Consider the following 15,031-nt stretch of genomic DNA (forward strand, 5'->3'; position numbering starts at 1 on the left):
GAGCCGGGTCTTTTACCGAATGTCTCACCGCAAACCTGAACCAACCGAAAGGCTGAAATCATGGATATTACACAAACAGACGAACAGAGCACCATTTACGAAGTTTCAAGATTGCGCTGTGATGGTGAAACAGCCTCGCTTTGTGGGCTTCCACGCGGCCGTGTTGAAATAGCCGATCTGCGGGAGGTGGGCTGATGTCGGTGGTGATAATCAGTGCAGCCCGCACGCCAATCGGCGGGTTTCAAGGAGCCTTGTCGAACGTCGCGGCGACCGATCTTGGGGCAGCGGCCATTCGCGGCGCGCTGGAGAACGGCGCCGTGTCGCCGGATGCCGTGGACGAGGTTCTGATGGGCTGTGTCTTGCCTGCCGGATTGGGCCAGGCGCCCGCACGTCAGGCTGCATTGGGCGCAGGGATGCCGCAATCGGTTCCCTGCACAACAGTGAACAAGGTCTGCGGATCGGGCATGAAAACGGTCATGGCTGCGCATGATCAGATCATTGCGGGCAGCCAGACCCTGATGGTCGCGGGTGGCATGGAAAGCATGTCGGGCGCACCGTATCTGTCGATGAAAACGCGCGGTGGTGCGCGATTAGGTCATGCGGAATTGAAAGACCACATGTTCCTCGACGGCTTGGAGGACGCATACGCGCGCGGCACGTTGATGGGCACCTTCGCCGAGCTGTGCGCAGGGCAATACCAGTTTAGTCGTGAAGCGCAGGACGACTATGCATTGGGGTCCTTGTCCAACGCGCTCGCGGCACAGAAATCCGGCGCGTTCGAGGGCGAGATCACGGGCTTAACCGTAACGTCACGCAAGGGCGACGTGACCGTGTCCGAAGATGAACAACCGGGCAAAGCGCAACCCGATAAAATCCCCACCTTGCGTCCGGCGTTCAAGAAAGACGGCACGGTGACGCCCGCAAATGCGTCCTCGATCTCGGACGGAGCGGCGGCGATCGTGCTGTGCAGCGGTGCTGAGGCGCAGGCGCGTCGGTTGACGGTAAGGGCCCGAATCGTGGGCCACGCCAGCCATGCACAGGATCCCGCATGGTTTACAACCGCGCCCGTTCCGGCGACGCAAAAGCTGCTGAAACGGATCGGCTGGACGGTCGATGATGTCGACCTGTGGGAGGTCAACGAAGCCTTTGCGATCGTGCCAATGGCCTTCATGCAAGACCTCGGGATACCTCGCAACAGGATCAACGTGAATGGCGGCGCTTGCGCATTGGGCCACCCGATCGGGGCCTCTGGCACGCGGATCATCGTGACCTTGCTGAATGCGCTGGAAAAGCGTGACCTGAAACGCGGGATTGCTGCGATTTGTATTGGTGGCGGTGAGGGGACTGCGATTGCGGTCGAGCGCCCATAATGAGGTAAAATATGGATTTTGCGCTGAGCGAAGAACAGACTTTGATTTTTGATACGGCCAAGGCGTTTGGCGACGAACACATCGCCCCCAACGCGTTGGCGTGGGAAAAGGCTGGGGACATCCCCAAAGACCTGTGGCCCAAGCTGGCTGAATTGGGGTTCGGTGGTTTGTATGTGCGCGAAGAAAGCGGCGGATCGGGGCTGTCCCGGCTGGATGCGACGCTGGTGTTCGAAGCACTGAGCATGGCGTGCCCTTCCGTTGCGGCTTTCTTGTCTATCCATAACATGTGTGCTGCGATGATCGATAAATTTGGGTCCAGCCAGTTGCGGGAGCGGTTTCTGCCGCGCGCCCTGACCATGGATATGATCCTGTCATATTGCCTGACAGAGCCGGGCTGCGGGTCTGACGCTGCTGCCCTCAAGACCCGTGCAGAGCGCTCGGACGTGGGGTATTCCCTGACAGGCACCAAGGCGTTCATTTCGGGTGGTGGGTATTCTGATGCATATATCGTCATGTGCCGTACCGGTGATGCGGGACCCAAAGGCATTTCAACGGTGATTGTCGAGGACAAGACTGGCGGGCTGTCGTTTGGTAGGCTTGAGGATAAGATGGGCTGGCGTGCGCAGCCGACGCGACAAGTGCATTTAGACAATTGCAATATCCCCGCCGCTAATTTGGTGGGGCAGGAGGGCAAAGGTTTCCTTTATGCGATGGCAGGATTAGACGGCGGCCGTTTGAACATCTCTGCCTGCTCGCTGGGCGCTGCACAAGCGGCCTTGACCCAAACCGTCACTTACATGGCCGGGCGCAAGGCATTCGGCAAATCCATAGATCAGTTTCAGGCGTTGCAGTTCCGGCTGGCCGATATGGAAACTGAACTACAAGCCGCGCGTGTGTTTCTGCGCCAAGCGGCCTGGAAGCTCGATACAGGGGCGCCGGATGCCGTGGCGCATTGTGCAATGGCAAAAAAGTTCGTGACCGAGGCAGGCAGCCGCGTGGCCAACGATTGCCTGCAACTGCATGGTGGCTACGGCTATCTGGCTGACTACGGCATCGAAAAACTGGTGCGCGACTTGCGTGTGCATGAAATCCTAGAAGGCACAAACGAGATTATGCGCCTGATCGTCAGTCGCGGGATGATTTCAAAATGAGTGACATCGACATACGTATCGAAGGGCACGCGGGACGCATTACACTGAACCGACCCGCTGCGTTGAATGCGCTGACATATGACATGGTACTTGGGATTGAATCCGTCATCGATGAATGGCGCGAGGCGGACATTGGCCTGGTGATGATCGATGCGGTCGGCACGCGTGCATTCTGCGCGGGCGGGGATATCGCTGATATGTATCGCAGCGGCCAAGCCAATGATCTGACCTACGGGCGTCAGTTCTGGCGCGACGAATATCGACTGAATGCAAAGCTGTTTGAATTTCCCAAACCGGTCGTCAGCTTTATGCAGGGCTTTACGATGGGCGGCGGTGTTGGGATCGGGTGTCACGGCAGCCACCGGATCGTCGGTGAAAGCAGCCGTATTGCGATGCCTGAATGTGGCATCGGATTGGTTCCTGATGTCGGCGGATCGTTGATTTTGGCGTCGTGTCCCGGCCATTTGGGCGAGTATTTGGGTCTGACGGGCACACGTATGGGCGCAGGAGATGCGATCTACGCGGGTTTTGCGGATGGGTTCATCCGCGAGGCTGAATGGGAAACTGTCAAGGCCCGGTTGGTTGAAGGTGACATTGACGCAATAGAATACCAGACACCGCCCAACGGACGATTGCTGGCGATGCAGGCCGATATTGACCGACATTTTGCAGGAAAGACGCTCGGCGAAATTGAACGCGGGCTTCTTGCTGATACATCCGATTTTGCGGCGCAGACGCTCAAGACCCTTCGTCGTCATGCGCCATTGGCGATGGGATGTTGCCTGCAAATTGTTCGCCGCCTGCGCGGGGAGGTCAACATTCGGCCTGCGTTAGATCTGGAATACCGCTTTGCTTACCGCGCTGTCGCGCAGGGCGATTTCATCGAGGGGATTCGCGCTGCCATAATCGATAAGGATCGCAGCCCCAACTGGGCACATGCGACCATTTCGGATCTATCGATTGATGATGTGGACAAGATGCTGATGCCTTTGGGCGTTGATGCTCTGGCTTGGGAGGAAACGACATGAAGGTCGGATCATAGGTTTGGGCAAAATGGTCGCGCCGATGGTGGCCAAGATTTGCAACAACGTGATCCTTGGTATTACGATGATCAGAAACTGCGACGCCTTTGCATCGGCTTACAAGCTTGGGCCAGATCGGCAAGCGATGTATGCCGTGGCCAGCACATCAAATGGCCAAAGCTGGAGCATGACAACCTATTGTCCGGCCAGTGGTGTCGGGCCGAATTCACCCTCGGACAAAGATTGCAAGCGGGGGGTTGCTGCCAAATTAATGCTGAAGGCATCCAGATATTAGGCGGCGGCAGAATGGAAGCGATTTTTCGGCGATGTTGCCATATTTGGCCAAGCTCGGCGCACACACATAGGGATCGTTAGCAATGTTTACCGCAAGCATGAATTTCACCTTGGGCGACGAGATCGAAGCCCTGCGTGATATGGTCCACCGCTGGGCGCAGGATCGCGTCAAACCAATGGCGGCTGACGTTGACGCCAAGAACATCTTTCCGTCCGAGCTTTGGAAAGAAATGGGTGAACTTGGGCTGCTAGGTATCACCGTGCCCGAGGCTTATGGTGGCGTCGAAATGGGTTACTTGGCGCACACGATTGCGGTTGAGGAAATCGCCCGCGCCAGTGCTTCTGTTGCGCTGTCTTACGGCGCGCATTCAAACCTTTGCGTCAATCAGATTGCACTGAACGGAACGCCCGAACAAAGGGCGAAATATCTGCCTAAACTGTGTTCAGGGGATCACGTCGGCGCGCTGGCCATGTCCGAAGCGGGGGCTGGGTCTGACGTAGTTGGAATGAAGTTGCGGGCCGAGAGGCGTAATGATCTCTATGTGTTGAACGGCACGAAGTACTGGATCACCAATGGCCCGGAGGCAGACGTTTTGGTGGTATACGCCAAGACAGATCCCGGCGCAGGGTCCGGGGGGATCACCGCGTTCCTGATCGAAAAATCCATGGCTGGCTTCAGCACGAGCGCGCATTTTGACAAGCTTGGAATGCGCGGATCCAACACTGCCGAGCTGGTGTTCAAGAACGTCGAAGTTCCATTTGAAAACGTGATTGGCGAAGAGGGCAAAGGCGTGCGTATCTTGATGTCCGGCCTTGATTACGAACGCGTGGTCTTGTCTGGCATCGGGACTGGCATAATGGCCGCCTGCCTTGACGAGGTGATGCCCTATATCAGCCAACGCAAGCAGTTCGGCCAGCCGGTTGGTAACTTCCAATTGATGCAGGGAAAGATTGCCGACATGTACACAAAGATGAACAGCTGTCGCGCCTACGTCTATGCCGTCGCCCGCGCCTGCGATCTTGGACAGGTGATCCGACAAGACGCTGCGGCCTGCGTGCTGCTCGCTTCGGAAGAGGCGATGGTGGTTGCTCATCAGGCGGTGCAGGCGATGGGCGGGGCGGGGTTCATGAACGACACGGCGGTGTCGCGTATTTTCCGCGATGCCAAGTTGATGGAAATTGGCGCAGGCACTTCTGAAATCCGTCGTATGCTGATCGGGCGCGAAATGATGGGGTCCATGTCGTGAGGCTGACGTCGCAGATATCGCCGCAATCTGCGGAGTTCAAAGCGAATGTTGCCGCCCATCGGGCGGCGATGGATGCCATTCGTGCGGCGCAGGAAAGTGCGGCATTGGGTGGCGGGGATCGCGCACGCGAACGGCACCTCTCACGCGGAAAACTGCTCCCCCGTGACCGGGTTGCGCGCCTGCTTGACCCGGGCTCGCCATTTCTTGAGGTTGGCGCTTTGGCCGCGCACGGGCTTTACGATGGGGCCTGTCCTGCTGCGGGTCTGATTGCTGGAATTGGCCGCATCGCAGGGCGCGAAGTGATGGTCCTGTGCAATGACGCCACCGTCAAGGGCGGCACGTATTTCCCCATGTCGGTCAAGAAACATTTGCGCGCGCAAGAGATCGCAGAGGCAAACCATTTACCTTGCGTCTACCTTGTCGACAGTGGCGGCGCGAACCTGCCCAATCAGGACGAGGTGTTCCCCGACCGCGATCACTTTGGCCGGATATTTTACAATCAGGCCCAGATGAGCGCCAAGGGGATCGCGCAGATTGCCGTTGTGATGGGGTCCTGTACGGCTGGTGGCGCCTACGTTCCTGCAATGTCGGACGTGACCATCATCGTCAAAGATCAAGGTACGATTTTTCTGGCGGGACCACCGCTGGTCAAGGCCGCCACGGGCGAGGTTGTGAGTGCAGAGGATTTGGGCGGCGGCGACGTGCATACACGATTGTCCGGTGTGGCTGATTATCTGGCCGATGACGACGCGCACGCGCTGGCACTGGCGCGCCGGGCGGTTGGGTCGATCGGTGGCGCCGCGCCGAAGGCCGCGTTGACGGGGGCAAAGCCGCTCTATGATCCCGATGAAATTCTGGGCGTTGTGCCGACTGATCTGCGCACACCCTATGACGTACGCGAAGTGATCGCCCGCGTTGTGGATGGCAGCGAATTTGATGAATTCAAGGCCCGCTATGGCGCTACGCTGGTCTGTGGTTTTGCCCGCATCTGGGGCATGGATGTCGGCATCATCGGCAACAACGGCGTGCTGTTTTCCGAAAGCGCCACGAAGGGCGCGCATTTTGTGCAGTTGTGTTCGCTACGCAAGATCCCGTTGGTGTTCTTGCAGAACATCACTGGCTTTATGGTCGGCCAAAAGTACGAAAGCGGCGGCATTGCCAAAGACGGGGCCAAGCTGGTCACGGCGGTCGCAACCTCGTCGGTGCCCAAGATTACGATGCTCATCGGTGGGTCTTTTGGTGCGGGCAATTACGGCATGTGTGGGCGCGCATATTTCCCTCGGTTCTTGTGGACGTGGCCTAACAGTCGCATTTCGGTCATGGGCGGAGAACAGGCTGCGAGCGTTTTGGCCACCGTGCGTCGCGACGCGTTGGAGCGGAAGGGCGAAAGCTGGTCCGCCGAGGACGAAGCCGCATTCAAACAGCCGACGATTGATATGTTCGAAGAACAATCACACCCGCTTTATGCCACCGCGCGGCTCTGGGACGACGGAATCGTGGACCCGCGCAAGACCCGTGATGTGTTGGGATTATCATTGGCCGTCAGCCTGAACGCCCCGATAGAGGACACGCAGTTCGGCGTGTTTCGGATGTGATGGCGATGCATCAAATGCGTTGGGGGCTATGATGTTCAGCAAGATACTCATCGCCAATCGGGGCGAAATTGCATGCCGTGTGATCGCAACAGCGCGCCGGATGGGTGTGCGCACGGTCGCGGTGTATTCTGATGCGGATGTCGGCGCAAAACACGTTGCAATGGCTGATGAGGCGGTTCGCATCGGCCCGCCACCCGTTGCCGAAAGCTATCTGTTGAGCGAGCGGATTATTGAGGCGGCGCTGGCAACAGGTGCGCAGGCCATTCATCCGGGCTACGGGTTTTTGTCCGAGAATCCCGATTTTGTAGATGCGGTTGCGGCCGCTGGGCTGGTCTTTATCGGCCCGACCGCCAGTGCGATCCGCGCAATGGGGCTCAAGGATGCCGCCAAAGATCTGATGGCAAAGGCAAATGTTCCTGTCGTGCCCGGCTACACCGGGGCCGATCAAGACCCTGTAGTCATGGCGCAGGAGGCCGCGCGCATCGGCTATCCGGTGATGATCAAGGCGCGGGCAGGTGGCGGCGGCAAGGGGATGCGTCTTGTCCAGCAAGCGCAGGACTTCGCGGTTGCACTGGAAGGCGCGCGGCGTGAAGGGCAGGCAAACTTTGGCGATCCGGTCTGCCTGATCGAGAAATACATCCAAAGCCCGCGTCACATTGAAATGCAAGTTTTTGGCGACAGCCATGGCAACGTTGTGCATCTGTTCGAACGAGATTGTTCGCTGCAGCGCCGCCACCAAAAGGTGATCGAGGAGGCCCCGGCGCCCGGTATGACCGACGCCGTGCGCGGCGCGATGGGGGCTGCCGCAGTGGAGGCTGCCCGTGCCATTGGATATCAAGGCGCAGGTACGGTTGAATTCATCGTGGATGGGTCCGGCGGCCTGCGCACGGATGGGTTCTGGTTCATGGAAATGAACACGCGCCTGCAAGTCGAACACCCCGTCTCCGAGGCAATTACCGGCCTCGATTTTGTAGAGCTGCAACTGCGCGTCGCCGCGGGAGAGCCGTTGCCCGTCACGCAGGACGATCTGACCATGACGGGCCACGCCTTTGAAGCACGTATCTATGCAGAAGACGTCGCTCGGGGCTTCAGGCCCGCCACGGGCGTGCTGCAACATCTCGATTTCCCTGCGGGTCTGACATTTGCGCGAAGCAGTGTGCGCGTCGACAGCGGCGTGCGCCGGGGCGACGAGATCGGCCCTTGGTATGATCCGATGATTGCAAAACTGATCGTGCATGGCCCGACCCGCGACGCTGCCTTGAGGCAACTTCGGAACGCTTTGGCGGATTGCCATGTGGCGGGGTCCGTGACCAATCTGGAATTCCTGCATGCCTTGGCAGATGAGCCTAGCTTTGTGGCTGGGCAGATGGATACCACGTTGATCGAACGCCAGCTTGAGACACTGATAGCGCAGGCAGAGGTGTCGCCTTGCGTGACGGGTTTGGCCGCGGTTGTCGCGGCCGGTCTGCTGGACAAACACGGGGCTGGACCGTGGTCCAATTTATCGGGCTGGCGTCATTGGGGCTCTGCACAGGAGTATGTTCAACTGATGCTGGACGATGAAGTTCTGGACCTGTCAATTACTCACTGCGGTGACGGTGTATTCGCAATCGGCGACGCGGAATTGTCCATCAAACGATGCGGCGACACCGCCTACGGCGTGACACAAAACGGGTTGCAGCGACAAATGCACGCCGTTGTCACAGGGTCTGATATTACCGTTTTCGAGGGCGGCCGAACGCACCGGTATTCGCGGATTGATCCGTTGCTGGCGGCACAACACACAGGTGCTGACAGCGACAGCATCGTGGCCCCGATGCCGGGTAGTGTAACGCAAGTATCCGCCGTGGCGGGGACGTCGGTGGTAAAAGACACGCCGCTCATTGTGCTGGAAGCCATGAAGATGGAACACACCCTACGCGCGCCCCGTGATGGCGTCATTGCCGAAGTGTTGGTCGCGCGAGGTGATCAGGTCATTGACGGGCAAGTTTTGCTCGCGCTCGTGTCTGAGGAATAGGGCATGGGAAATGAGGATACGCCATGACGGACAAAGTCACCATATTTGAAATGGGCCCGCGTGATGGTCTGCAAAACGAGCCTGAGTTTGTCGCGACTGCCGACAAGATAAGGCTGGTGGACATGTTGTCAGCGACTGGGTTGCGCAAGATCGAAGTGACCAGTTTCGTGAGCCCGAAGCGGGTGCCGCAAATGGCTGATGCCGCTGAGGTATTAGCGGGAATTACACGAAAGGCCGACGTCGTCTATTCTGCGCTGACACCTAATATGCGTGGATTTAAAGGTGCTATTGCGGCGGGTGTCGATGAAATAGCGGTGTTTGCCAGCGCGTCCGAAGGTTTCAGTCAGGCCAACATAAATTGCAGCATTGACGAAAGCTTCGCGCGGTTTGCTCCCGTGATCGCCGCAGCGCAAGCGGCCAAAATCCCGGTACGTGGCTATGTGTCTTGCGTCACGGATTGCCCCTACGACGGTGCCGTTTTGCCCGAAAGCGTGGCGCGCGTTGTGGCGGCTCTGAGGGAAATGGGATGCTATGAAGTTTCGCTTGGCGACACGATCGGGCAGGCTACACCGGACCGTATAAGGTTGATGCTGGACGCGGTCGTGCCACTCAGCGGGCGGCTCGCAGGACATTTTCATGACACGAACGGGCGCGCCCTTGAAAATATCGCAGTCGCATTGGGCCACGGACTGCGGGTTTTCGATGCAGCTGTTGGCGGACTTGGCGGCTGCCCATATGCGCCCGGGGCCAAGGGGAACGTGGCAACAGAGGCCGTCGTTCAAATGCTGACGGCACAAGGGTTTGACACGGGCATCGACGCCGCCAAATTAGCGCAGGCCGCAGTGTTCGCCCGCAATCTCAGGGCAGGACAAGATGATGTATGAGACTTTGACAATTCACCGCGACGACCGCGATGTTCAGTATGTTGCGATGAATCGCCCCGCAAAACGCAACGCTCTGTCAGCGCAGATGATTGCCGACCTGACTGATATGGCAAAATCCGTTCCAACCGGCACCCGCGCAGTGGTGTTGTCTGGTGAGGGATCGGTGTTTTGTGCCGGCGGTGATTTGGACTGGATGCAGGATCAGATAAATGCGGATCGGGCGACACGCATGGCCGAAGCCCGCAAGCTGGCGATGATGCTGGACGCTCTCAACACGTTGCCCGCCCCGTTGATCGGGCGCATTCACGGTGGTGCCTTTGGCGGCGGAGTGGGGATGGCTTGCGTGTGCGATGTGGCTGTGGCGGCCACCGATTGCAAATTCGGGCTGACTGAAACGCGGCTTGGCCTAATTCCCGCAACCATAGGGCCATATGTGCTGGCGCGTTTGGGCGAGGGGAATGCCCGTCGGGTGTTTATGTCAGCGCGGGTGTTTGGCGCAACGGAGGCAGCAACACTGGGTATTTGCACGCGGCCAGTCGATGCCGATGCCTTGGACGCAGCGGTAGAGTGCGAAGTAGCGCCCTATCTCAAGACCTACCCGCAGGCCGTCGCGCGCGCCAAAACGCTCGCGCGCTCGATCGGGCCGAGGATCGACAGCGCAGTGATTGATGCCTGCATCGAAGCATTGGCAGATACGTGGGAAACCGAAGCTGCCGCTGAAGGAATCGCTGAGTTTCTAAGCAACTCCGAGGGGCGAGCACGCTGATGTCTTGTCGCTTCGCGAGAATTCCATACGGCTTTGTCAGCTTGTTCTATAGCGACGTGAGCAAGACCGGCGTCACCATCATGCGGTCTGTAGATATGCCGTTACTCGCGAGACATTTCCTTTAGCCTCCCGGACCTGGGAAGAAGGAGATGTTTATGTCGAAGGATCAACGCGAGATTAGGCGTAAGTTGCGGATACTGCGATACGCTGAAGAGACCGGCCATGTCGCCAAGACCTGTCGTTACTTTGGGATCGGCCGCGCCAGTTTCTACCGCTGGCGCAAGGCCTATGCCGAACGCGGAGAGGCTGGCCTGATCAATGCACCTCCCATCCCCAAGTGGCACGCCAACAGGACACCGCCTGAGCGCGAGGAAAAGGTGCTGCATCTTCGTCGCAAATACCACCTCGGGCCGATGCGGATCGTTTGGTATCTCGAGCGCTATCACGGCATTCGGATGTCTGATGCCACGGTTTCACGCATCTTGCGTCGGCATGGCCTGAACCGGCTTCCTCGCGGAACCCGCATGCGTAAGGTCCATACCAAGCGTTATCAGAAACAAGTTCCGGGCCACCATATCCAGATGGACGTCAAGTTCCTGACTTTCATTGGGCAAAAGGGCGAAAAGATCCGCCGGTTCCAATACACAGCGATCGATGACGCAACGCGGGTTCGAGCCCTGAAGGTCTATGAGAGACACACACAGGCCAATGCGATAGACTTCGTTGACCATGTCATCGACAAGTTCCCATTTCGCATCCGGGAAATCAGGACCGACAACGGCCATGAGTTCCAGGCGAAGTTCCATTGGCACGTCGAGGATCTGGGAATCCGTCACGCTTACATCAAACGCGGCACGCCCCAGCTCAATGGCAAAGTAGAGCGATCTCACCGCTCTGACGGGCAGGAGTTCTACCAGTTGCTTAGTTACAAAGGCGACGTGGATCTCGAAACCAAGCTGGGTGAATGGGAGCGCTTCTACAACTTCCACAGGCCGCATGGCGCGCACAATGGAAAGACACCTTACGAAGCTCTCAGAGAAAAGCTATAATCAACAGATTTCATGTCTCACGAGCAGCCGCACCTTACACCCTCGACATGCTGGGCATCCCGCGCACGACCTTCTACCGCCCCCTCTCGGTGAATGCCAGCATTCACCTGCCGGTCAACGGGATATGATCGTTATGTCGACGGCGGCCTTGATGCCCTGGCGGACCGCGCACCCCGTCCAGGGTCTGTCTGGAACCGTATTCCACAGGATCGGCGCGATGATCTAATCGAGTTCGCGCTGGAACACGAAGTCCTGAAGACACGGGAACTGGCGGTAAAATACACCGACGAGAAGCGGTATTTTATATCTGAATCATCAGCATATCCGCTGCCCGGCCGGGTATTGCGCAGCAATATCCCGAGAGGGGCATTCTGAAGGAAGCTGATCTGATCACGGCGCCCGCGCATGTGGTGATCAAAGCCGCCGAGGAGTTCACCGACAAAACCACGGCAGTCAACCAGATGTGGCAGACTGACTTCACCTACTTCAAGATCATCGGCTGGAGGTGGTATTATCTCAGCACGATCCTGGATGATTACAGCCGTTATATCATCGCTTGGAAGCTCTGTACGAACATGCGGGCTGATGACGTCACAGACACGATAAAACTGGCTCTGGCAAGCAAACAAGAAAACTATCGTGTGGGGCCTATGCCTTTTCCTGTTGGTAGGCATTGTTCTGGCTTGGCCAGTACACGCTGCAAATGCCGCCATGTTCGTCGTGTGGGGCCTGGTTGCCGTCGCCCCTATCGTTATTCCGGGCATTCTTCTTGCGGCATGGATCATCGCCAGTGGAGCGGATACGCACATTGCTGCCGCGTTCGAGGGTAGGACGCTGCGAACGGTATTGGTTGCATCGCTAATTGGGGCCATTACACCGGTCTGCGGCGTCACCGTGTTGCCATTGATGGCTGGGCTGTTGGCTGCGGGCTTGCCGCTGGCTCCGATCATGGCTTTCTGGTTGTCATCTCCGATCACAGATCCAGCGATGCTCGCGACAACAGCCGCGACTCTTGGTCTGAGCTTTGCGATTGGCAAAACGCTCGCGGCGTTCGGATTGGGCCTGTTCGGTGGTGCGGTCACCGGACTGTTCGCCAAGACGCCGTGGGCGCTGAACGCGCTGCGCGACAACGGTTTGGTACGCCAACTGAGCGCCGCGCGTTGTGGAGCGGCCCTGACCTTCGACCCATGGGTCTGGAGGACCAAGTCTCGTCGGCGGTCATTTGGCACCCAATTTTGGGCAACGGCGCGGCTCATCCTGATTTGCTTGATTCCCGCATTCGCTGCCGAATATGCTTTGAACGCTGCTCTGACCCCTGGGGCGCTTGCAGCATATGTTGGCGAAGATCAATGGTGGGCCATACCCGCCGCCGTCTTTGTCGGCGCACCGGCTTATATCGACGGTTATGCCGCGCTCCCACTTACGCGCGGGCTGATTGACAACGGCATGTCCGAGGGCGCTGCCATGGCCTTTCTGGTCTCGGGTGGTGTGGTCAGCATTTGGGGAGCGATGGCCATTGCGCCGATTCTTAAATTGAAGCCCTTTTTGCTGTATCTCGCCCTAGCGGTTCTGGGCTCGTTGGCAGCGGGGTATATATTTGAGTGGGTAGTTTAGAGGGCTGAGGCAATCAAGAACGGCCACTATCGCACCCGCAGCGAATGATAAAAGAGTCCGGCACTGCCGTCATCCGGCCAATGGAAATGCTGCACGATGGACGAATGGCCGGTCTCGTGAAGCTACGCCGCAGCGCTTGACGGTGTGGCGAAGGTCTGGGATGGGTCGATCCCAGCCGGGCCCGCGCTTGTGCTATGACGAAATTGAACGTTGTTTTGCCATGGACAAACCGAAATCAAACAAAGAGGCGCAGCTTTACACCGGGAAGGTGACCATTTTGTTCCGGTCGCTGGCTAAACAATCGAGCGGAGATTGACCACCTGCCATTCCGACGACGAGAGCGAGCCATGCTGCGCTTCAAAGGGATGCGAAGTTTGCAGAAATTTGCCTCTGTTCATTCTTCCGTTCACAACTATTTCAATCAGGAACGCCACCTCTATTCACGCGACAACTAGAAGCTCAACCGCGTCGCCGCTCTGGCCGAGTGGCGCGATCTTGGTGCGGCATAAGCGACAGCTATACTGCCCTTGCAGAGACGTGTTCGCATTGGTCTGACAGCACCCAGCCAAGAGCTTGCACAAAGCTTGATTAAATCTTCGTCATATCCCTCGCGCGGCCATTCCGCCTGCCGCGTCACTGGCTCTTTGTCTGAATATGCCACACCGCATCGTGCGACGCCTGTCTGCGCGTCATTCCATTCTGAAAGAATCGCTCGTAATACGCGTTGTCGATATGATGGGCCTGCAGCCAGATGCCTGGCGCCTGGATGGCTTCGCAGTGGGCGGGGAAGCGGCCGTGCGTGTCATGAATATACGTGCAGATCGCCCGTGCGCATTCGATGACTTCGCTGTCGTATTCAGCAGCCTCCGCCAAATAGCGATCGGCGAAATCTGCCTTGTAGATGCGCTTGAAAACCTCGCTGTCCTTGTAAACCCCGCCAGCGCCGAACTTACCGGCGATAACGGCATCAACTGCATCGGACATCGTGGGATAGTTGGGCGGACACTTCGCCTTGATCAGATATTCGCCGTGATGGCGCAATCCGATAGCATGAGAACGGACATGTTTCATCGCCGTAATCGGCAGCGTGTGCCAACGCAAAAGGTCCATGAACTTCCACTTCGGCGACACATAATCGAAGCCCAGCATATTGCCATAGGCGTCCCGGAATTTCGGATCGCCCATAAGGACCGGTGGCGAAATAGAACCGTGAATCCAAGCGCCAAGCCCCATGGCCTCTGTCACTAGAAACAAATTCTGAACCAGCAGGTCAGCCTCTATCTGCGTTCGCATCTGCTGAATGACGCCAAGCGGGACCTTGATGTCTTTATTCAAGAAGCCGCTCTTGATCCACTTCTTCACTCCCGCGGGTTGATAGAAATTGCGGTCATCGACGAAGACGGGCCGGGCGTTGCGGGGCTGCGTCAGAAGATACATTAACCCGTTGATATATTGATGCGACAGGTCGACCACCGGAAAGAAGATCGTGGTGCCGGGAAGGTTTGACAGGAACCTGTTGGAATCGAGGTATGCGGGAAAGTCGCGCATTTCCCCCGGCACGTCGATGCGTCGGTCGAGCACCCGCACCTTGGCTTCCTTGGCCCGTGCGATCAGTACATCGGGCGTCCAGCCGTCGATCCCGCCTTCAAGCGGTTTCAGGCGGCGCAGGAAATACGTGCCCTCGTCATTGATCATGAAAAAATGCGTGCCCTGCGCGTTGTCGGGACTGCCGGCGGTACGTCCCTCCATCAGCAGATTGGGCTTTGCCATGATCTTCTCGCCGCTGTCGGGGTCGTTGAAAGGACGATCGGGCATGGTCAATCCCGTTGCGCCCGTCGCCGCGATCAGGATTGCCTCTTCGAGCGGTCCAAGCGGCTCGCGTTCTGCGTCCGATGTATAGCTCATCGAACCCGCAGAAACCGAGCTTCCCCGGCTCACCCGCCGCGTGCGCCGGGTCCAGAGCGTTTCGGCCAGAGGCTCCTTCAGAAATGCGCTTAGTCCATCGTGATCTGCCATGGGGTT

General features: G+C 58.0%; 12 protein-coding genes and 3 pseudogenes. 14 read left to right on the top strand and 1 reads right to left on the bottom strand.

From position 1 onward, the window contains the following. Window positions 1-60 precede the first annotated feature (60 nt). The 14 genes and pseudogenes from U3654_RS19465 to U3654_RS19530 all read left to right on the top strand — a co-directional run. On the top strand, window positions 61-195 hold the full coding sequence (locus tag U3654_RS19465; RefSeq protein WP_324753182.1) for a hypothetical protein: 135 nt from the start codon (window positions 61-63) through the stop codon (window positions 193-195). Next, window positions 192-1,370, top strand: coding sequence for a thiolase family protein (locus U3654_RS19470; RefSeq protein WP_324755336.1), 1,179 nt, complete (start codon window positions 192-194; stop codon window positions 1,368-1,370). Before U3654_RS19465 ends, U3654_RS19470 begins: the two co-directional genes overlap by 4 nt. An 11-nt stretch (window positions 1,371-1,381) precedes the next feature. Next, on the top strand, window positions 1,382-2,521 hold the full coding sequence (locus U3654_RS19475) for an acyl-CoA dehydrogenase family protein (protein WP_324753183.1): 1,140 nt from the start codon (window positions 1,382-1,384) through the stop codon (window positions 2,519-2,521). Further along, on the top strand, window positions 2,518-3,549 hold the full coding sequence (locus U3654_RS19480) for an enoyl-CoA hydratase/isomerase family protein (RefSeq protein WP_324753184.1): 1,032 nt from the start codon (window positions 2,518-2,520) through the stop codon (window positions 3,547-3,549). Before U3654_RS19475 ends, U3654_RS19480 begins: the two co-directional genes overlap by 4 nt. Window positions 3,550-3,586: 37 nt before the next feature. Next, window positions 3,587-3,832 (top strand): annotated as a pseudogene (locus U3654_RS19485) (NAD-binding protein); the annotation flags it as partial. Between the two features lie 88 nt (window positions 3,833-3,920). Continuing rightward, the gene (locus tag U3654_RS19490; protein WP_324753185.1) at window positions 3,921-5,084 is read left to right on the top strand and encodes an isovaleryl-CoA dehydrogenase; all 1,164 of its coding nucleotides are present in this window, start codon (window positions 3,921-3,923) and stop codon (window positions 5,082-5,084) included. After that, window positions 5,081-6,679, top strand: coding sequence for a carboxyl transferase domain-containing protein (locus tag U3654_RS19495; protein WP_324753186.1), 1,599 nt, complete (start codon window positions 5,081-5,083; stop codon window positions 6,677-6,679). Before U3654_RS19490 ends, U3654_RS19495 begins: the two co-directional genes overlap by 4 nt. Before the next feature lie 31 nt (window positions 6,680-6,710). Continuing rightward, on the top strand, window positions 6,711-8,696 hold the full coding sequence (locus U3654_RS19500; RefSeq protein ID WP_324755337.1) for an acetyl/propionyl/methylcrotonyl-CoA carboxylase subunit alpha: 1,986 nt from the start codon (window positions 6,711-6,713) through the stop codon (window positions 8,694-8,696). Between the two features lie 23 nt (window positions 8,697-8,719). After that, complete coding sequence (locus tag U3654_RS19505; protein ID WP_324753187.1) at window positions 8,720-9,580, top strand: hydroxymethylglutaryl-CoA lyase; 861 nt, start codon at window positions 8,720-8,722, stop codon at window positions 9,578-9,580. Further along, window positions 9,573-10,346: a crotonase/enoyl-CoA hydratase family protein gene (locus U3654_RS19510; protein WP_324755338.1), complete on the top strand. Its 774-nt coding sequence runs from the start codon at window positions 9,573-9,575 to the stop codon at window positions 10,344-10,346. The genes U3654_RS19505 and U3654_RS19510 overlap by 8 nt, the downstream gene beginning before the upstream one ends. Window positions 10,347-10,501: 155 nt before the next feature. Beyond that, window positions 10,502-11,395, top strand: a complete 894-nt coding sequence (locus U3654_RS19515; RefSeq protein WP_324753188.1) for an IS481 family transposase — start codon at window positions 10,502-10,504, stop codon at window positions 11,393-11,395. Beyond that, window positions 11,377-12,018, top strand: a pseudogene (locus U3654_RS19520) (DDE-type integrase/transposase/recombinase); the annotation flags it as partial. The gene U3654_RS19515 and the pseudogene U3654_RS19520, both read left to right, overlap by 19 nt. An 88-nt stretch (window positions 12,019-12,106) precedes the next feature. Further along, entirely contained in the window at window positions 12,107-13,009 is a 903-nt protein-coding gene (locus U3654_RS19525) for a permease (protein ID WP_324753189.1), read from the top strand. Between the two features lie 281 nt (window positions 13,010-13,290). After that, window positions 13,291-13,464 (top strand): annotated as a pseudogene (locus U3654_RS19530) (DDE-type integrase/transposase/recombinase); the annotation flags it as partial. Between the two features lie 178 nt (window positions 13,465-13,642). Here the strand turns inward: U3654_RS19530 and U3654_RS19535 are convergent. Continuing rightward, on the bottom strand, window positions 13,643-15,025 hold the full coding sequence (locus U3654_RS19535; RefSeq protein ID WP_324753190.1) for a hypothetical protein: 1,383 nt from the start codon (window positions 15,023-15,025) through the stop codon (window positions 13,643-13,645). Between the last annotated feature and the right edge of the window lie 6 nt (window positions 15,026-15,031).

This window comes from Roseovarius sp. Pro17 (assembly GCF_035599575.1).
In the GTDB taxonomy this organism is placed as follows: domain Bacteria; phylum Pseudomonadota; class Alphaproteobacteria; order Rhodobacterales; family Rhodobacteraceae; genus Roseovarius.